This is a genomic window from Porphyromonas uenonis 60-3 (assembly GCF_000174775.1).
In the GTDB taxonomy this organism is placed as follows: domain Bacteria; phylum Bacteroidota; class Bacteroidia; order Bacteroidales; family Porphyromonadaceae; genus Porphyromonas; species Porphyromonas uenonis_A.
This window is the reverse complement of the sequence record NZ_ACLR01000180.1, coordinates 1-20674: the sequence shown is the minus strand read 5'-3', so window position 1 is coordinate 20674 and position 20674 is coordinate 1. Positions and strand designations below refer to the sequence as shown.

The 20674-nt window shown below is 52.9% G+C and carries 9 protein-coding genes and 3 tRNA genes; 7 read left to right on the top strand and 5 right to left on the bottom strand.

Features of this window, described 5'->3' with window-relative positions; genetic code table 11:
• Nucleotides 1–22: 22 nt before the first annotated feature.
• The 5 genes from carB to PORUE0001_RS06760 are packed head-to-tail and all read right to left on the bottom strand — an operon-like array spanning nt 23 to nt 9868.
• Nucleotides 23–3247: a carbamoyl-phosphate synthase (glutamine-hydrolyzing) large subunit gene (gene carB / locus PORUE0001_RS06780; protein WP_007365695.1), complete on the bottom strand. Its 3225-nt coding sequence runs from the start codon at nt 3245–3247 to the stop codon at nt 23–25.
• Between the two features lie 21 nt (nt 3248–3268).
• Nucleotides 3269–4375 (bottom strand): glutamine-hydrolyzing carbamoyl-phosphate synthase small subunit, encoded by a 1107-nt coding sequence (gene carA / locus PORUE0001_RS06775; protein ID WP_007365696.1) that lies wholly within the window; start codon nt 4373–4375, stop codon nt 3269–3271.
• Nucleotides 4376–4403: 28 nt separating this feature from the next.
• Entirely contained in the window at nt 4404–6308 is a 1905-nt protein-coding gene (locus PORUE0001_RS06770; RefSeq protein ID WP_007365718.1) for an amidophosphoribosyltransferase, read from the bottom strand.
• A 25-nt stretch (nt 6309–6333) separates the two neighbouring features.
• Nucleotides 6334–8214 carry a membrane protein insertase YidC gene (gene yidC, locus PORUE0001_RS06765; protein ID WP_007365709.1) on the bottom strand — a complete coding sequence of 627 codons (1881 nt, stop codon included), beginning with the start codon at nt 8212–8214 and terminating at the stop codon, nt 6334–6336.
• A gap of 52 nt (nt 8215–8266) precedes the next feature.
• Nucleotides 8267–9868: a CTP synthase gene (locus PORUE0001_RS06760; RefSeq protein ID WP_007365714.1), complete on the bottom strand. Its 1602-nt coding sequence runs from the start codon at nt 9866–9868 to the stop codon at nt 8267–8269.
• A gap of 943 nt (nt 9869–10811) precedes the next feature.
• On the opposite strand from PORUE0001_RS06760, the gene PORUE0001_RS06755 reads away from it, so the two are divergent.
• From PORUE0001_RS06755 to PORUE0001_RS06725, 7 genes are all read left to right on the top strand, one after another.
• Nucleotides 10812–10885: transfer RNA gene (locus PORUE0001_RS06755), tRNA-Asp, on the top strand.
• A 175-nt stretch (nt 10886–11060) separates the two neighbouring features.
• Nucleotides 11061–11144, top strand: a tRNA-Leu gene (locus PORUE0001_RS06750).
• 58 nt (nt 11145–11202) lie between these two features.
• Nucleotides 11203–11286, top strand: a tRNA-Leu gene (locus PORUE0001_RS06745).
• A 361-nt stretch (nt 11287–11647) separates the two neighbouring features.
• Nucleotides 11648–14683: an ATP-dependent Clp protease ATP-binding subunit gene (locus PORUE0001_RS06740; RefSeq protein ID WP_007365710.1), complete on the top strand. Its 3036-nt coding sequence runs from the start codon at nt 11648–11650 to the stop codon at nt 14681–14683.
• Nucleotides 14684–14713: 30 nt separating this feature from the next.
• The gene (htpG, locus tag PORUE0001_RS06735; protein ID WP_007365706.1) at nt 14714–16783 is read left to right on the top strand and encodes a molecular chaperone HtpG; all 2070 of its coding nucleotides are present in this window, start codon (nt 14714–14716) and stop codon (nt 16781–16783) included.
• Nucleotides 16784–16806: 23 nt separating this feature from the next.
• A complete protein-coding gene (locus PORUE0001_RS06730; RefSeq protein ID WP_007365717.1) occupies nt 16807–20100 on the top strand; it encodes a S41 family peptidase in 3294 nt (1097 codons plus the stop codon).
• Between the two features lie 185 nt (nt 20101–20285).
• Nucleotides 20286–20651 carry a transposase gene (locus PORUE0001_RS06725; RefSeq protein WP_007364921.1) on the top strand — a complete coding sequence of 122 codons (366 nt, stop codon included), beginning with the start codon at nt 20286–20288 and terminating at the stop codon, nt 20649–20651.
• Nucleotides 20652–20674 lie beyond the last annotated feature (23 nt).

Genomic DNA, 20674 nt, shown 5'->3' with positions numbered 1-20674 from the left:
AGTTTTATTTGGCTGTTGGCTGTTAGTACTCTTGCCAGCTCTTGATCTCTAGCTCTTCTAGTGAGAGCGTGCAGAATGCCTTGATATAGGTGGCTGCGAGGCGTGCATTGGTGATCAGAGGGATGTTGAGATCGATTGCAGCACGGCGTAGCTTGTAGCCATTGGTCAACTCACCCGTAGAGAGGTTCTTATTGATGTTGACCACGAGGTCTACCTCATGCTGGTGCAACAGATCGAGTGCTTGTGGCTGCTCGGTGCTGTCGGGCCAGTGAACGAGTGTGGCGGGGACTCCGTTCTCCTCTAGGAAGTGCTGCGTACCTGCCGTAGCGTAGAGCTTGTAGCCTTTCTTGTGGAGGAGCTGCGATGCCTCGAGGAGGTCGGCCTTTTGCTTAGCGCCACCCGTCGAGAGGAGGATGCCACGCTCTGGGATGTGATGCCCCACGGAGAGCATCGCCTTGAGGATAGCCTCCTCGGTGTCCTCGCCGATACAGCCCACTTCGCCCGTGGAAACCATATCAACACCTAGCACGGGGTCAGCCTTTTGCAAGCGAGAGAAGGAGAACTGCGAAGCTTTGATCCCCACATAGTCTAGCGAGAAGGCATCCTTCGTCGGGTGCTCATAGGGCAGCCCTAGCATAATCTTGGTGGCTAGATCAATGAAGTTGAGTCGCAGCACCTTGCTCACGAAGGGGAAGCTACGCGAAGCGCGGAGGTTGCACTCAATCACTTTGATTTCGTTGCCTCGTGCGAGGAACTGGATGTTGAACGGACCTGAGATGTGTAGCGCCTCGGCTATCTGACGCGATATGCGCTTGATGCGTCGTACGGTCTCAACGTAAAGCTTCTGAGCGGGGAACTGGATGGTCGCATCGCCACTGTGGACGCCAGCGAACTCGATATGCTCGCTGATCGCATAGGCGATGATCTCGCCATGATCGGCGACGGCATCCATCTCGATCTCCTTGGCATGCTCGACAAACTGAGACACGACCACGGGGTGGTCTTGGGACACGTTGGCTGCGAGCTGCAAGAAGCGGAGTAGCTCCTCCTGATTGGAGCAGACATTCATCGCAGCTCCTGAGAGGACGTAGCTAGGACGCACCAAGACGGGGTAGCCTACACGATCCACGAAGCGGTCAATGTCCTCAATGGTGGTGAGCTCGCTCCACTCGGGCTGGTCGATGCCTAGCTCGTCTAGCATGGCGGAGAACTTGTGTCGATCCTCCGCATGGTCTATATCTTCGGCTTGCGTGCCTAGGATGGTGACCCCATTGGCGGCAAGACGTAGTGCTAGGTTGTTCGGGATCTGACCACCCGTAGCTAGGATGACACCCTTGGGAGCCTCTAGGTCTATGATATCCATGACGCGCTCGAAGGTGAGCTCGTCAAAGTAGAGACGGTCTGACATATCGAAGTCTGTACTGACGGTCTCTGGATTGTAGTTGATCATGATAGAGCGCAGACCCGCCTTGCGAATGGTGTGTAGCGCATTGACACCGCACCAGTCGAACTCGACGGAGCTACCGATACGATAAGCTCCCGAGCCTAGCACGATGACCGACTTGCCGTCCTGCTCTGTGGCTATGTCGTGTTCCTCACCATGATAAGTGAGGTAGAGGTAGTTGCTCTCGGCTGGTACCTCGGCGGCTAGCGTGTCGATCTGCTTGACATAAGGTAGTATGCCAAGGCTCTTGCGGTGCTGGCGTACTTGGTCAGCCTCTTTGTGTAGGGGCTTCTTGTACTCCTTGGTAACGGCACGGGCGATCTGGAAGTCGGTGAAGCCTTGCTCCTTAGCTTGTCGTAGTAGCTCGGCAGGGAGACTCTCGATGGATTCACAAGTACCTAGTGTCTCGGCGGTCTCTAGGATGCCTTGGAGGCGATAGAGGAACCAGCGGTCTATCTTCGTAAGCTCGTGGATCTGCTCTACACTGTATCCCTGACGGAACGCTTTGCTGATGACGAAGATGCGGGTATCCGTTGGCTCCCGTAGGGCTGTGTCGATGTCGGGGATGACGAGCTCTTTGTTTTCGCAGAAGCCGTGCATGCCCTGCCCTATCATGCGGAGTCCCTTTTGGATTGCTTCCTCAAAGGTGCGACCGATAGCCATCACTTCGCCAACAGACTTCATGCTACTGCCGAGCTGACGAGATACACCGTGGAACTTACCTAAGTCCCAGCGTGGTATCTTGCAGACGCAGTAGTCTAGCGCTGGCTCGAAGAAGGCTGGCGTTGAACCTGTCACCGCATTCTGCACCTCAAAGAGTCCATAGCCTAGTCCAAGCTTCGCAGCAACGTGTGCGAGGGGATAGCCGGTAGCTTTGCTCGCTAGAGCTGAGGAGCGAGAGAGACGCGCATTGACCTCGATAACGCGGTAGTCCTCACTGTAAAGGTCGAGGGCGTACTGCACATTGCACTCGCCTACGACTCCGAGGTGACGAATAATCTTGATAGCTATCGTGCGGAGCTTGTGATACTCGTCGTTGGAGAGGGTCTGTGAGGGAGCGATGACGATACTCTCGCCGGTGTGGATGCCGAGCGGGTCAAAGTTCTCCATATTACAGACGGTGATGCAGTTGTCGTAAGCGTCTCGCACCACTTCGTACTCGATCTCTTTCCAGCCACGCAAGCTCTTCTCGATCAGGAGCTGTGGGGAGAAGGCGAAGGCTTTCTCAGCAAGGACTCGGAGCTCCTCATCATTGTCGCAGAATCCACTACCCAAGCCTCCCAAGGCGTAGGCAGCTCGTACGATGACGGGGTAGCCTAGTTGGTTGGCAGCGACGAGAGCGTCCTCCATCGTGGTGACAGCGTGGCTCTGGATCGTCTTAACCTCTATCTCGTCAAGCTTCTCGACAAAGAGTTCGCGGTCTTCGGTCGCCATAATGGTCTCGACGGGTGTACCGAGGACATCGATGCCGTAACGCTCCAAGACACCAGACTGGAAGAGCTGAACCCCACAGTTGAGTGCGGTCTGCCCTCCGAAGGCTAGCATGATGCCGTCGGGACGCTCACGCTCTATGACACGCTCTACGAAGTAAGGGGTGACGGGTAGGAAGTAGACCGCATCAGCAACGCCTTCGCTGGTCTGAACCGTAGCGATATTGGGGTTGATGAGGACGGTCTTGATACCCTCCGCTTTGACAGCTTTGAGAGCTTGTGAGCCTGAATAGTCAAATTCGCCTGCCTCTCCGATCTTGAGTGCACCAGATCCGAGTAGGAGTATCTTATTGTATTGCTTACGCTGAGTCATGGTTTGGTCGAGCTTGATGGGTTATTTCGACAATTGTGGGTAGTTCAGGACGGTGTCCTGGAAGTCTGAGAAGAAGTTGAGCGCATCTAGCGGACCGCCCTTTGCCTCTGGGTGGAACTGTACCGAGCGAAATGGAAGGTCGGTGTGCATTAACCCCTCATTAGTGCCATCGTTGAGGTTGGTGTACCACTCTTCCCATCCCTGAGGGAGTGTCGCTGAATTGACAGCGTAGCTATGGTTCTGGCTAGTAATGAGGCACTGAGTCGAATTAACCCGTCGGACAGGTTGGTTGTGTCCGTGATTGCCGTACTTCATCTTATAGATCTTGGCACCAGAGGCAAGCGCCATCAATTGATTGCCCATGCAGATGCCGTAAGTGGGGAGCTGACGCTCGAAGGCATACTGTATCTGTCTGATCGTCTCCTTGCAGCAAGTTGGGGAGCCAGGGCCATTACTGATGAAGACGCCTCGCAGTCCCTCTATCTGCTCCAAAGGATAGTCCCAAGGGACACGGTGGAGCGTGAAGCGCTCGTCAATGAGCGAGCGCAGGATGTTGTCCTTGAGTCCACAGTCGATCAAAGCTATATGACAGTCGCCCGAACCGTAGATGCGAGGCTCGTGGCAAGAGGCTTGAGCGACTAAGTTTTGGTCCCCGATGGCGGGCTCTATGGGAGAGGTCTCGCCCTCGATGGTTATCGTGCCGACCTGGATACCGTGGTCACGCAGATGCTTCGTCAGAGCTCGTGTATCGATGCCTGTAATCCCCACAACGCCCTGCTCTGCCATGAAGTCTCCTAAGGACTGCTCCGCATTCCAGTGTGAGTACTCTGGCGAGTAGCTATTGACTATCAGAGCACGCATGAGACAGCCGTCACTCTCGTAGTATCTGGGGATGTCGTACTCATCTCGGGTAGCAGCGGGGACACCGTAGTTGCCCACCATCGGATAGGTCATCACCAAGATCTGCCCCATATAGCTGGGGTCGGTGAGCGACTCGGTGTAACCATTCATGGCTGTATTAAAGACTACCTCACCGGCCAACTGTCTAGTCGCACCGAAGTGCCAGCCCGTGTAGGTAGATCCGTCTTGTAGCGTGAGCGTAGCTTTGCGCTGTGTGGATGTTTGCATGATTATTGGGTGAAAAGAGCGTCTATGTCTATTTGCGATTGTACTGCTGCTCGTAGTAAACGATGAAAGCATCGTTGACGAGATGGGACCCGCCAGGCGTAGGATAGTCGCCCGTAAAGTACCAGTCGCCTGGATGATGAGGAATAGCTTCGTGTAGAGCCTCTACTGTTTGGTAGACAATGCTAACCTCTGCCTTGATCCCGTCAGACTTGACGAGCTCAGCAATCTTAGCTGAGATCTCCTCTTCGGTAAAGGGAGCGTAAAGGGTCTTGATCACGTTGGGGACGTACTCCGTGAGCGGGTGCTCTCTGAGAGCCATTGCCTCACGGTATGCCTCGTCAAGCATACGCTGCTGGCCACGCTCCTGAAGAAGTGCGATCATAGCTCTAAAGGCTATGAACTCGTCCACGTGACGCATATCTATGCCGTAGTAGTCGGGATAGCGGATCTGTGGAGCACTGGAGACGAAGACTATCTTGCGCGGCCCTAAGCGATCTAGGATCGTGAGGATGCTCTGGCGTATCGTCGTGCCTCGTACGATACTATCGTCGATGACCACGAGATTGTCCACGCCACGCTCGATGGAGCCGTAGGTGACGTCGTAGACGTGCGTCGCTAGATCGTTGCGCGTATTGCCTTCGGAGATGAAGGTGCGTAGCTTGATATCCTTGATGGCGACCTTCTCACTACGTATGCGCTGCGAGAGAATATGCTTTAGTTGCTCGTCAAAGTCGGGAGCTCCCAACGCTTGCTCGATCTGCTCCGCCTTGCGCTTGTTAAGTTCGAGGTTTAGTCCCTCCAGCATACCGAAGTAAGCGACCTCGGCGGTGTTTGGGATAAAGGAGAAGACCGAGTGGGTCAAGTCTCCGTCTATCTCTCTGAGGATAGCTGGCGTGAGGAGCTGTCCCAGCATCTTACGCTCACGATAGATGTCTCGATCACTACCACGAGAGAAGTAGATACGCTCGAAGGAGCAAGCTTTCAACTCGCCAGGCTCCAGGATCTGCGTGATACTCGGATTAGCTTTGTTGTCTATGGTAAGCGCCTCGCCAGGGTTTAGCTCGAGGACCTTGTCGTAGGTCACATTCATCACCGTCTGAATCACGGGACGCTCACTAGCAACGACGATGATCTCGTCATCAATGTAGTAGAATGCGGGGCGGATGCCATTACGATCTCTCAGGACGAAAGAATCTCCCGATCCCGTCATACCGCACATCACAAAGCCTCCATCCCAGATAGGACTGGTACGACGGAGTACATTGGTCAGATCCAGATGATCCTCGATGAAGTGCGTTATATCCATCCCCTCTAGCCCTTGCTCCTCGTGAGCGATCTTGTAGAGACGCTCCACCTCTCGGTCTAGACGGTGACCTACTTGGTCTAATATAATATGTGTGTCGCTAGAGGTACGAGGATGCTGCCCGATGGCGGTGATTTCGTCAAAGATGCCCGACACATTGGTCAGGTTAAAGTTACCACACACCGCCAGAGACTTCGCTCTCCAGTTGCTACGGCGTATCATCGGATGTACGAATGTCAAGCCCGCCAAGTCTGTCGTGCTGTAGCGTAGATGGCCCATGTAGCAATCGCCTAGGAAAGGCGTATAGCGCTCAGCTTGCGTCGCTTCCTCTACGGTAGGCGTCGTACCATCGTGTGCCTTGGCTATGGTCTCATGTACCTTCTTGAATATCTCCGTAATAGCGTTACTACCGAGAGCTCTCTCTCGATAGATATACTCGTCACCTGGAGGGGCTTGTGTCTTAACCACAGCCAGTCCAGCGCCATCCTGCCCACGGTTGTGCTGCTTCTCCATAAGGAGGTAGAGCTTGTTCAGCCCGTAGAGGGTCGTACCGTAGTGCTCTGCGTAGTACTCTAGAGGTTTGCGTAGTCGTATGAGTGCTATCCCGCACTCGTGCTTGAGAGGTTCCATTGATTCGCCGAGGGTTATATCTTAGTTAGCGACGCTTCTTGTTTTGCTCACGCATGAGCTTCTCTTGCTCCTTCTGCATCTGCTCGAGACGCGCCATAAAGCCTTTCTTCTTCTTGGGCTTCTTCTGGTTCTCCTGAAGACGTGCCAGCACCTTATCCTCATTGATCAGTAGTCGGCTAGCGAGGAACTGCAGGATCGTGATCAGCGTAGAGATAAAGTAGTAGTAGGTCAGACCAGCCGCATTGCTATTGAAGAAGATGAAGAACATGATCGTCATCATGTAAGGCATAAAGCGCATCATCTTCATCTGCGAACCACTAGCTCCGCCTGACATACTCATCGTATAGCGAGAGTAAATGATATTGGTAACAGCCCATAGCAAGCAGAAGAGACTGATATGGTTACCACCCAGTAGTCCCGTGATGAAAGGTATGTCCGTGCTCCACGAAATGATTGGGTCGTAGGTCGAGAGGTCCTTGACCCAGAGGAAGCTCTCCCCACGAAGGTCTATAGCCGTCGGGAAGAACATATAGAGCGCTATCAAGAAAGGCATCTGCAGCAACATCGGCAAGCAGCCACTCATCGGGCTAGCTCCCGCATTGCGGTATAGTTGCATCGTCGCTTGGCTACGCTTCATCATCATCTGCTGATCATCGCCCGCATACTTAGCATTGATCGCCTCTACCTGTGGCTTTAAGACACGCATCTTAGCTTGCGACAGATAGCTCTTGAAGGTTAGCGGTGAGAGCACCAGCTTGATAATGATCGTCAGCAAGAGGATGATGATACCCCAGTTAGAGATAAAGCCCTGGAGGAAGTTTATCAGCGGACGAATCAGAGTGACATTGATCCATCTAAAGAGCGAGCCACCCACATAGATCATCCGCTTGAGGTCTAGTCGCTGCGCCTTGTCCACGCCAGCGTCTATGCTCTTGAGCATGTTGTAGTCTAGAGGTCCCATGAAGAGTGCAAAGTTCGCCTTGCGCCCATCACGTATATCCATTGCGAAAGCCCCTTGATACTTGCAGTCCTTGATATAGTTTGTCTCCTTAGGCTCAGTCGTGAAGGACATCTTGTTCTCCTCTAGGCGCGTATCTCCTAGACCGATGAGGACGGTGCTAAAGAACTTATCCTTCATCGCCACCCACTGGATCTTCTCACGGACATCCTTCTCCTGCGTCATTTTGGTCTCCTTGAGCTTCTCTACATCATCGCCCGGATACTTATAATATATAGTAGAGTACTGATTCTCAAACTTCCAGGAGAGCTCCTGACGCGGTATGCGCAGGCTCATCTCTAGGTCTTGCATCGCATTGTTACTATGTAGGAGCGATCCTAAGCCTTGCGCCTCAATAGCCATACCGAGCATATACCCCTCGTGAGGCATCGTGTAGATGATGCGGAGGTAGCTTGACGAGTCTATCGGGAGCGTCATCTGGAGCGTTGAGTCGTTGGGCTGGCTTGCCTGCCAGATCAGATCTTTCGTCTCTAGGATTTGGTTTTGATTCGTCCGTATAGGCAGATTGAGCACAAAGTCCCCAGGAGCAAAGAGTCGCACCTGCGTACTATCGTAACTCTTGTAGTCCGCTAGCTCAGCCGATACTGGCATAGCCCCCTGTGTGGTAAAGGTAACGCTAAGCTTATCATTGGACATCGTGTACTCCTTAGCAGACTGAGCCATCAACTGGCTAAAAGCGTAGAGCGAGTCTACAGGAGCAGGCTTTGCTGCATCTGAAGTCGTTTGACCCTCCTCTGCAGGGGCTGTAGCGGCATTCGTTGCGACCTGAGTGGTATCAGTCGCAGGTGTAGGCGTGGATGCAGGCTTCTGCTTAGGAAGTAGGAAGACTGAGTAGACAACGATGACCACACCAATCAAAACGATACCTATGAGGTTTGATTTATTCATCTAAAGTATAGAGTATGTCGTGTATAAAAGAAACTGCTCGAGATGTGCGCCCCTATCGATTGCTAATTGCTGAGATAAAGGCCATAAAGATCGGGCTAGGCTGCAAGACCGTGCTGCTGTACTCGGGGTGGTACTGCACACCGATGTACCAAGGATGTCCCTCTAGCTCGAGTGCCTCGACGAGACCCGTCTCGGGATTGGTGCCTACGCACTTAAAGCCAGCCTCTTCAAAGGCGGTACGGTACTGACTGTTGAACTCATAGCGGTGTCTATGTCTCTCTGAGATCAAGAGCTTGCCATAAGCTTCTGCCAGCTTAGAGCCCTCCTTCAGTTCGCATTCATAAGCACCTAGTCGCATGGAGGCACCCAGGTCTGAGACCGCCTTCTGCTCGTCCATCAGGTCAATAATCTTATTAGTCGCTGTAGGCTTGATCTCGGTCGTGTTACAATCCTCTAGACCCAGCACATTTTGCGCAAACTCAATAGCCATACACTGCATACCTAGGCAAATGCCGAGCGTCGGGATCTGATGCGTACGGGTATACTCCAGAGCAATCAACTTACCCTCTACGCCTCTAGAGCCAAAGCCAGGAGCCACCACTACCCCATCGTAACCACTCAGGAGCTTCTCCACATTGTCCTTGGTGATACTCTCGCTATGTATCGAGGTTAGCTTGAGCTTACGGTCATGGTATACACAGCTCTGGAGCAGTGCCTCGTCGATAGACTTGTAGGCATCCTGTAGCTCTACATACTTACCCACGAGTGCGATGTGTAGCTCCTTGGTAGCCGACTTCATCCGATGAACGAAGTCGCGCCAATCCTCTAGCTTAGGCGTCTCGCCCACCTCTAGACCAGCTTGCTGGATCACCTGTCGATCCAGTCCCTGCTCCTGCAGGAGTAGCGGTATCTCATAGATCGACGGCATATCAATACTCTGGAAGACACTCTCCTTAGAGACATTACAGAAGAGTGCCACCTTATCTAGTATCTCATTGCTCAGCTTATGCTCCGTACGAAGCACTAAGATATCGGGCTGAATACCCTCCTCCTGAAGCTGCTTCACCGAGTGCTGCGTAGGCTTCGTCTTGTACTCCTTAGCTGCTGCGATAAAGGGCACATAAGTCAGATGGACACAGACGCAGTGGTTCTTGAGCTCCCACTTGAGCTGACGTACACTCTCTAGGAAGGGCAGCGACTCGATATCTCCGACCACACCACCTATCTCCGTGATGACAAAGTCGTAGTGATGCTTCATGCCCAGACGACGTACGCTCCGCTTGATCTCATCCGTGATATGCGGGATCACCTGCACCGTCTTACCGAGGTAGTCCCCGTGGCGCTCCTTATTGATCACGCTCTGATAGATACGTCCCGTGGTGATGTTGTTCTCCCGAGAGGTGCGGATATTGAGGAAGCGCTCATAGTGACCCAAGTCTAGATCCGCTTCGTGACCATCCTCTGTCACATAGCACTCGCCATGCTCGTAGGGATTGAGCGTCCCTGGGTCGATGTTTATATAAGGGTCAAACTTCTGGATCGTAACCTTGTATCCACGAGCTTGAAGCAGTTTGCCAAGACTGGCGGCTACAATGCCCTTACCAAGTGAGGAGACCACGCCTCCCGTCACAAAGATGTATCGTGTATCGGTCATAACAGTGCTATATAATTAGAGGTACCACACTCCATTAAAACTTAAGTCTGTGCAAAGGTACTAAATAGTGACCACTACACCTCACCCTGAGAGAGCCCAAGATTTTGCAAATCTCCAGATACGCTAGTTCAACACGCTGACCTATAGGGGTGCACGGCTCGTTCCACCTCTCGGGTGATTCTAATCTCTACCGAGGAAATCGCCAATAGCTCACGAAGAAACGAAAATTCTTCACGGAGGGCCGAAATAAAAGTTCGGAAGAATGAAATGAAACTTCGGAAGAAAGATTTCGAAGTTCCGATGAATTTTTTGATTGCTCGGTGGAGGATTCCTATTTTCTACCGAGGCATTTGCGATTTCCTCGGAGGTGTGCTGTCGGTATCATCGAAAGGTCTCGTAGTGCATCGGAGCGAGTAAGAGATTAGAAGGTAGAGATTAGAGATTAGAGATTAGAGGTTAGAGATTAGAAGTTAGAGGTTAGAGATTAGAAGTTAGAGGTTAGAGATTAGAGGGAGTCGGAGGAATCAGACGAAGAAGCCCATGTGGGGACGCACGAGAGTGTCTAGGGAAGGCATCCGTAGTGTCTAAGGGTGCGGCATCCATGTTTTGACGGGGACGGACATTCCTCCAATTCAAAAGTTTCTTTTCTGATTGAGAGATGTCGCAAATAGCTATGCAACAGGTGTCTAAGCCTCGCTATAGGAGCGTCATCTTGTCGCATTTGAGCCATACAGAGTAGAAATTGACGAGGAAACAGTTGTTAGTTTCAAAATTTGTCGTACCTTTGTCACCGCTAAGGAGCAAAGGAACGTTGCTTTCATCCTCAAATCATAGGCTGGTGAGCCTATCTGAAGGGTTTCATTCGGAGCTTCGCAAAAAAAAATCACCTCTAGCTATTGCAGTGTTGATAAGTTTTTGTACCTTTGCAGAGCAAAACAACCGAGGTGCGGTAGTTCAGCTGGTTAGAATACCTGCCTGTCACGCAGGGGGTCACGGGTTCGAGTCCCGTCCGCACCGCTCTGATTCCTCATACGAGGTCACAGCTTTCTAGACAAGATGGTCAGTAAGCATGACGGAGTAAGAGGTTTCTTAGTCTTAAGGAGATAGCGATCTCCTGATTACAGCATTTTTTAGACTCCCCATTACTATTATGGCGAGTCTTTTGTACATACACAGGTAGTCACTGCTACAAGCCCAAGTGGCGGAACTGGTAGACGCGCTAGTTTCAGGTACTAGTAAACGCAAGTTTGTGCAGGTTCGATTCCTGTCTTGGGCACCTAGAGTTGCTACAAGCGTAGTAGTTGCTGTAAGGGAGACTATATAATATAATGTATGCGCAGGTGGTGGAATTGGTAGACACGCTACTTTGAGGGGGTAGTGCCAGCAATGGTGTGTGAGTTCGACTCTCATCCTGCGTACTACGAGAGAGACCTATTGGATGACCTTACATAGATGAGGCTTCAGTAGGTCTCTCTCTTTTTGCACTACCCTACCTCAGCCTACACCGTTGAAGCCTGTTGACTTTTGCAACACCCACCGTTGGGTCAATTTGTCCTATCCTCCATATCGTCTGTCTATTTCGTCTATCTAAGGCATAGAGACGACTGATGATAAGTCGTATCCCTTGCCGTGGTATAGTTTTTGAGTACCTTTACACGGTGAGACTATTGCACGAGGGTGCCTAGCTGTGCTATTCCTCTGCATGTATTGCCCAGTGCTAGAGCCGTCTAAGCGGTACAAGGCACTACATAATTCACTCTCAAGAGATAATATATACGAATGAACTTCACGCCATACCAAATAAGTAACCAAGTGGTCAGAGCTTTTGCTAGAGCTTGCGCTATCGGACTACGTTCGGGGAAGCAATTAGATCTCTCTAAGCCACTCTTTATCGACTTAGCTCGTAGTAAAGACACCTTCCCAAGTGTCCTCATCTTGCATGCTCTGAATATACCGCTCTCTCAACTACAATACACGCTCTGTGAGGAGCCAACGATGACTGGGTACTACAAGCAAATCCAGAGCATCATCGATCAGAGTCAGTACACGATGCCCAGTGCAGAGCTTGTACGCTACTACCATGATCAGCTGAAGTCCATACTAGAGGGGGCGTGGGAGATTTTCCCTAATCATGATGACTTCCCCGTGATTGACGCACCGCGTATCGTAGCCTACATGCTACACGAGGGGCAACCAGACATTTATCCATGGCCATACATAACCTCTCGTCCAGCTAAGGAAGATATCCTAGCTAGCTATGTGCAGAATAGCCTAGAGCATAGTGCTAAAGCGACCTCTGTAGAGGTGCAGGCGATAGCCAGTGCCGAGGCGGAGGAGCAGATGCTCCAGACGATCCTCTCCACAGCTATGATGGGGATGCCTGACGCATTGTCAGAGGAGATGCGCCAGGAGCTAAATATCGCCTCGTGGCAAGAGTCTTTTGAGAGAACTTTTTCGGACCTGTCCGCATCAGACGATACCCAGGCGAAGGAGCCTGCTAGCGACTTTGAGCCTAATGGCATTGTAAAGCAAGTAGAGGTCTTCGTCTCTCAAAACAATCCCAACGGCGAGCCCGACAAAAACTCTATGCGTGCTGTGCCTCTAGAGGAGCTACCCGAAGAGATACAAGAGCATATCAAGGCGATCATACGTCACGAGCAGAGCAAGGTAACGCAAAACTCAGGGAGCAATCCCTTTGACCTATCTGCCGAGGGCGAGAGTGGCAAAGAGGAAAAGGCTTCTAAGAAGTCTAGCAAGCGCTCTAAGACACCTGCGCTAGATGCCTTTGCGACCAACCTTAACCAGCTTGCTAAGGATGGTAAGCTAGATCCCATGATCGGACGTGCTAAGGAGCTAGAGCGTATCACGCACATCCTCTGTCGCCGACAGAAGAACAATCCCGTACTGATTGGCGAGGCGGGTGTCGGTAAGACAGCCGTTGCCGAGGGCTTGGCACAGCTCTTAGCTCGCGATGAGGTGAGCTACAAGCTTCGTGGCAAGGTGCTTTACAGCGTAGACTTGGCACAGATGCTAGCTGGCACACGCTACAGAGGAGACTTTGAGGAGCGATTTAAGGCGCTGCTCAAGGAGGCTGAGATGCTGGGCAATACGATCCTACTCTTTGACGAGATCCACACGCTGATGGGTGCAGGCTCGACAGAGGGCAGTATGGATGCCTCCAATATGCTCAAGCCCGCCCTAGCGCGTGGTACGATACAGGTGATCGGAGCGACCACACTGGATGAGTATCGCAGGACCATTGAGAAGAATGGAGCCTTGGCGCGTCGCTTTCAGAAGGTGATGATCGAGCCAAACACGCCCGAGGAGACGCTCGAGATATTGCGTCAGCTACGAGGACGGTATGAAGAGTTTCACCACGTACACTACAGCGACGAGGCTTTGATCGCTATGGTGCGCCTGACCAATAGATATATCTACGATCGCTACTTCCCCGACAAGGCTATTGACGTCCTAGACGAGGTGGGAGCGAGTATGCACCTCAAGGGCAAGCTGGGTGAGAGCGACAAGGTCGCTTCGCTCAGACAGCAGCTACGTACCTATCGTGCGTCTCGTGACAAAGCAGTACGCGAGAGCAACTACGACACTGCCATGACGCTCAAAGTGCAGGAAGAATTAGTCCAGAAAGAGGTGGACGAGGAGCTAGAGAAGGCGCATGCCGAGGAGGCGGGCACCTATCTACCAGTAGATGAGGAGGCGGTCGCCAAGACGGTCTCCATGATGAGCGGTGTGCCTATCTCTAACATTAGTCAGGAGGAGCACGCTAAGCTACGCCAGATGCGCCAGACGCTCAAGGATATAGTGATCGGTCAGGACGATGCGATCAATAAGGTGGTCAAAGCGATACAGCGTAACCGCCTCGGCTTGGGTAGCGACAAGCGACCCATCGGAAGCTTCCTCTTCCTCGGACCGACGGGTGTCGGCAAGACCTATCTAGCAAAGAAGCTTGCCGAGCTACTCTTTGACGATGAGGACGCACTCATACGTATTGATATGAGTGAGTATATGGAGTCGTTCAACGTCTCTCGTCTCGTGGGTGCAGCCCCTGGCTACGTTGGCTACGATGAGGGCGGACAGCTCACGGAGCAGGTGAGACGCAAGCCTTACTCGGTCGTACTCTTTGACGAGCTGGAGAAGGCGCACCCAGACGTTTACAATATACTCCTGCAGATCCTCGACGATGGCTTTATCACCGCTGCCGATGGAACGCATGTGAGCTTCAAGAATACGGTCATCATACTGACGAGCAACATTGGTACGCGCCAGCTCAAGGACTTTGGCGCTGGCGTTGGCTTCCGTCAGGAGGTGCAGCTTAGTCAGACGGAGCAAGAGGCTTTGCTGAGCAAGCAACTCAAGAAGCACTTTAGCCCTGAGTTCCTCAACCGTCTTGATGATACGATCTACTTCGCCAGCCTGGAGAAGGAGGACATTCGCAAGATCGTAGATGTGGAGCTACGTCCTATCATGGCACGTATCACCGAGCAGGGCTACAACCTCGTGGTCACTCCCTCTGCAAAGGACAAGCTCGCCGATGTGGGCTTTGACCTAGAGTACGGCGCTAGACCGCTCAGACGTGCCTTGCGTCACTGGATCGAGGACAAGCTGACGGATCTCATCCTCGATGGTGAGGCGAATGTGGGCGACACGGTGCGCCTGCGTGTCTCTGAGGGCGAACTCCTCATGGAGGTGGACAAGCGTCTGCCGCAAAAGGAGTCGAAAGCAAAGAGCGATGAAGCAACACTAGGCTTCGCACTACCCTCTTTCACCTCAACGAGTCAGAAGGGTGGTGAGCGATAAGCCATCAAACTAGACAAACAATACAAGCTTATGAATAGTAATAAAGGACAAATCGGGGTTACGAGTGAAAACATATTCCCCGTCATCAAGAAGTTTCTCTATAGTGAGCATGATATATTCCTTCGTGAGATCGTATCCAACGCAGTTGATGCGACGACCAAGCTACGCACTCTGATAGCTCGTGGCACGGAGGTGGGCAGCACTGAGGATCTCCGTGTAGAGGTCCTACTAGATAAGGAGGCGCGCACACTCACCGTACGAGACTACGGCATCGGCATGACCGCCGACGAGGTGGAGCGCTACATCAATCAGATAGCCTTCTCTGGAGCAGAGGACTTTCTGGAGAAGTACAAAGATGCTTCAGGTAATATCATCGGGCACTTCGGACTAGGCTTTTACTCAGCCTTTATGGTCTCCGAGCGTGTCGAGATAGACACTCTCTCCTACCAGCCAGATGCGCAACCTGTCCACTGGAGCTGTGACGGTTCGCCCGCTTACGAGATGAGTACGGGCAGCCGTACCGAGCGTGGCACCGACATTATTATGCATCTGGACGAAGAGAGCAGCGAGTTCCTCGAGCAGGCACGCATCGAGGAGCTACTGACGAAGTATTGTCGCTTCCTCCCGATCCCCATCATCTTTGGCAAGAAGCAAGAGTGGAAGGACGGCAAGATGCAGGACACCGATGAGGACAATGTGATCAACGATACCAACCCGCTCTGGCTCCGCAAGCCACAAGACCTTACGGACGAGGACTATCGTGAGTTCTACCGCAAGCTCTACCCAGGCGCTGACGAGCCACTCTTTTGGATACACCTTAATGTGGACTACCCCTTCACCTTGACTGGCGTACTCTACTTCCCCAAGGTGAGCAACAAGGTGGATCTGCAGAGCAACAAAATCAAGCTCTACTGCAATCAGGTCTTTGTGACTGACGAAGTGGAGAACATCGTGCCTATGTACTTGACTTTGCTCCACGGTGTGATCGACTCGCCAGACATCCCGCTCAATGTGTCGCGCTCTTACCTACAGTCCGACAGCAATGTCAAGAAGATCAGTAGCTACATCACCAAGAAGGTAGCCGACAAGCTGGAGGAGATCATGAAGAATGACCGCCCCACCTACGAGGCTAAGTGGCCCGATCTCTCCGTCTTCATACATTATGGTATCCTCACCGATGAGAAGATGGAGGAGCGTGCGCTTAAGTCGCTGCTCCTACTGGAGGACGTCGCTGGGAAGTTCTACACGCCTGAGGAGTATCGTGAGCTGGTCAAGAGCAATCAGACCGACAAGGACGGCAAGCTCGTCTACCTCTACGCTACCGATCCTGAAGCGCAGTACAGCTACATTCAGGCTGCCGAAGCTAAGGGGTACAACGTACTTCACATGCACGGCATGCTCGACACGCCCCTACTCAATCATCTAGAGCAAAAGTGGGAGAACACGCACTTCGTACGTGTAGACAGCGACACAGTTGACCAATTGATCCAGCGTGACGACACGACGACCGACGCTTCCGCACATGAGACTGAGATCATGCGCAGTCTCTTTGCCAAGGCACTCCCGACGGGCGAAGTCAACTATCAGGTTTTCCTACGCAACATGGGTCAGGAGGCTCAGCCGGCAGTAATCACCCGTATGGAGTGGATGCGCCGTATGAAGGAGATGTCGCAGTATCAGCCTGGAGCTTCCTTCTACAACTCACTCCCCGACAGCTATTCGCTCGTACTCAACGCTGACCACCCGCTCATCAAGAGCTTGCTAGAGGGTGAGGGCAAAGAGCTTGAGCCACAGCTCGCCACCCTACGCTCTCAGCTCGCCACGCTCCAAGAGCAAGTCACAGAGCTAGATAAGGAGGCCAAGGAGCAGACCGAGCCTACCGAGGAGCAAAAGAAAGAGCTACAAGATAAGAAGGAGGCTCTCCACAAGCAGCAAGAAGAGCTACACGGCGAGATGCAAAGCTCCTTCGACCAGTATGCCGAGAAGCAGCCTATGATACGTCACATCGTTGAGTTGGCTTTACTCTCAGCTGGTGAACTACGAGGCGTTGCCCTACAAGAGTTCATCAAGCGCACCACCGAACTTCTTTCGTCTAAGTAAATACCCCTAAGAATACCCGTTTTATGAAGAGGAACACTTCCCTTTGCAAGCGTCTCCTACTCCTACTAGCCCTCTCAGCCACCTGGCTCGTGGGGGCTGTAGCGCAGGAGACACCCCGCTGGCTACGCTATGCCCAGATCTCACCAGATGGTAATCAGATAGCCTTTTGCTACCAAGGCGACATCTACATTGTCGACGCTATCGGTGGCGAGGCGCGTCTCCTGACTGGCTCCGATGGGTACGAGTCACACCCCACATGGAGTCCCGATGGCAAGCGTATCGCTTTCATGAGCAATCGTGATGGGCACCGCTCCATCTATACTATGTCAGCCCTCGGTGGAGATGTCAAGCGCATCACTCACCACTCGGGCAATAGCCATACCGTCGAGTGCTACACACCCGACGGTCGTTTTATCATTATGTCCGAGGCACTCCAGCAGCCTGCCACCAGTGCGCTCAATCCTTCGGGCATCCTCTCACAGCTCTACATGATACCTGTCGATGGTGGCACGCCTATGCTCTACAACGCTCGTCCACTGGAGGCTGTCACCTTCAGCCATCGTGGCGACCGCTACGTAGCGCAGGACATCAAGGGCTTTGAGAATAAGTGGCGCAAGCACCACACCAGCTCCGTCACACGAGACATTTATATAGTAGACCCCAAAAGTGGAGTCACGACCGCCTGCACACTAGAGCCAGGCGAAGACCTCTCCCCCGTCTTCGGGCCCGATGACCAGACCGTCTACTTCCTCAGCGAGCGTGGCAAGAGCAATTCGCTCAACGTCTGGAAGCAGCGCATCGGTGAGCAGACCGCTCAGCAGGTGACCAGCTTCCGCAATCACCCCGTTCGCTTCCTCAGCATCTCACGCTCTGGACGGCTCTGCTTCGCCTATGATGGCGACCTCTACACCATGACCGAGGGACGCTCCCCGCAGAAGGTACAGATCACCCTGCGCTCCGAGGGACCTAAGGACAAAGTGTACCGTCGCACAGCCAGCAGTGGTGGTAGCTCCTTCACGCCAAGCAGTGACGGCAAGCAGCTAGCCTTCATCATGCGTGGTGATGTCTACGTCACCTCTGTCGAGCATGGCACTACGAAGCGCATCACCCAGAGCTCTGGCGCCGAGGAGAGTGTCACCTGGAGTCCCGACAGCAAGACGCTCGTCTATGACTCACGGCGTGACGGCAAGCATATCCTCTACAAGGCGACCATCGCTTCGGACAAAGAGCTAGACTTCGCCTCCGCAACCATTATCAAGGAGGAGCCCCTCATGCCCGAGTGCAAGATGGAGCAAGCCCTCCCCCAGTACTCACCCGATGGCAAGCAGATTGCCTTCGTCGGAGATCGCAAGTGCATCTATACTTATGACATAGCAAGCAAAAAGCTCACGCAGGTCACCAGTGGCAAGGATCAACCCGAGATGCACGGCTACATCAGCTTCGAGTGGAGTCCTGACAGTCGCTGGATAGCTTTCGAATATACACCCAATAGACATGCACCCTTTGGAGATGTGGGCTTGGTACGAGCTACTGGTGGCGAGGTGATCAACCTAACCAACACGGGTTACTTCAGCAACCTCACGGGCTGGGTCATGGGTGGCAATGCTATCCTCTTCACCTCAGACCGATACGGTATGCGCAACCACGCTTCGTGGGGCTCTATGAGCGACGCTTTCCTCGTCTTCCTCAATCGCAAGGCGTACGAGAAGTTTAACATGACACCCGAGGAGCGCGACCTCTACGACCGCGCGGGACTAGACACCTTGCAGTACGGCTCCGATCCCGTTCCTGCCGAGAATGCCAAGAAGAAAAAGGATGAGACCAAGCCGATCATCGTCGAGGTCAAGGGTCTCGAAGACCGCATCGTACGGCTCACGCCCAATTCGAGTGACCTAGCAGACGCTTATGTCGATGCCGATGGCAAGAACCTCTATTACCTCTCAGCCTTTGAGGGCGGTTACAACCTATGGCATACAGATCTGCGCAAGGGCAATACCTCCATGCTCCGCCAGCTAGAACTCTCGGGCAGTGCCTACATGCGCCCCACACCCAAGGGAGATAAGATCTTCGTCGTATCCTCTGGCCGAGTACAGTGCTTTACGCCTGCCTCTAAGAAGTTTGAGTCAGTCAACTACCGTGCTCGTGTCGAGCTAGACAGCTACGCCGAGCGTGAGGCGATGTACGACTTTATGGTTCGCGAGGAGGGGCTACGCTTCTACCGAGCAGACATGCACGGTGTAGACTGGAAGGGTCTGACCGACCACTACCGCCAGTTCTTGCCCCACATTGCGACGAGCGAGGACTTCTCCGAGATGCTCAGCGAAATCCTTGGCGAGCTCAATGTATCGCACACAGGCTCTGGCTATAGGCAAAGCTCTAGCGAGCCACCTACGGCTCATCTGGGTCTGCTGTATAATTGGTATGCCCTACCCCTCGAAGGGATTATCGTTGACGAGATTGTGCCAGGCGGTCCTTTTGACACCTACCTGACCAAGTTACAGCCTGGCGACCGCATCGTGGCGATCAACGGTACACGCATCGACCACCACACCGACTGGCGTAACCTCCTCGCAGGTGCTACAGGCACGCTCACGGCTGTCACCTTCTATAGTAATAAGGAGCAAAAGGAAATCACCGAGGCTGTCCGTCCGATCTCATCTGGCCGACTCTCGGGACTACTCTACAAGCGCTGGGTCAAGGCTCGCGAAGCTGAGGTACAGCGTCTCTCGAATGGTCGCCTCGGCTATGTACACATCCCGAGCATGGGCGATGATGCGTTCCGCACCGTCTACAGCGAGGTGATGGGCAAGTACTACCAGTGCGATGGTATCATCATCGACATCCGCTACAACGGTGGTGGTCGTCTGCACGAAGACCTTGAGACCTTCTTCAGTGGCAAGGCTTATCTACAGCAAGAGGTGCGTGGACAGAACTACTGCACGATGCCTAGCAGGCGCTGGACCAAGCCCTCAGTCATGCTCGTCTGCGAAGCTGACTACTCCAATGCGCACGGATCTCCTTGGGTCTACCAAACCCTCGGAATGGGCAAGGTCGTCGGTATGCCAGTACCAGGCACTATGACCTCGGTCAACTGGGTCACGATGCAGAACCCGCTACTCTTCTTCGGCATCCCCGCCGTAGGTTATCGCACCCAGCAAGGAGACTTCCTCGAGAATAAGCAACTCGAGCCCGATGTGCAGGTACCGCTCGACTACAGTCGCGTCCTCGACGGACACGACAGCCAGCTAGAAGCTGCTGTACGCGTACTCCTTGAGGAGGTAAAAGCTCATCCACAGCCCACCTTCCCTAAGCGATAAAAGCCAATTAACTGGACAGTAAAGGTTCGTTGACCGTGTCCTAAAGGCTAACATACTCAGTGAGGAGCATCGCGCCTCCCCACTAAATTCCACAAGAGAGGAGATGTCTTCATCGGCATCTCCTCTTTTTTTTCGTCTGTCCTCTCCTGAAATAGTACACAGTCGGGAAGCCAACCCCAACAACAATGAAACAAGAAAAAAGTAACCGAGGACGAAAGGGATATCCCCTAGATTTCAAGTGGAGAGTCATCGATGACCTCCTAGCCACAGGCGAGAGCATCGCCACCACCAGCCAGCGCTACGGCATCACCACACGCACCATTCGAAATTGGTTGCGTACCTTTGGTGTAGAGTTACCCAACCAAAGCACTATGAGCAAGACAAACAAGAACAAAGACGTAGATCCAGAGTACGCAGAACTCAAGCGTGAAAACGCTCGCCTCAAAGCAGCCCTCTTCCAGGCTGAGAGCAAGGCCTTGGTCAACAAAACACTACTCGAAGTGGTCTTGAATCGCTACCACATTGATCTAAAAAAAAAGACCGATTTGTAGCCGTGAGACAGCTTGAACAGGCC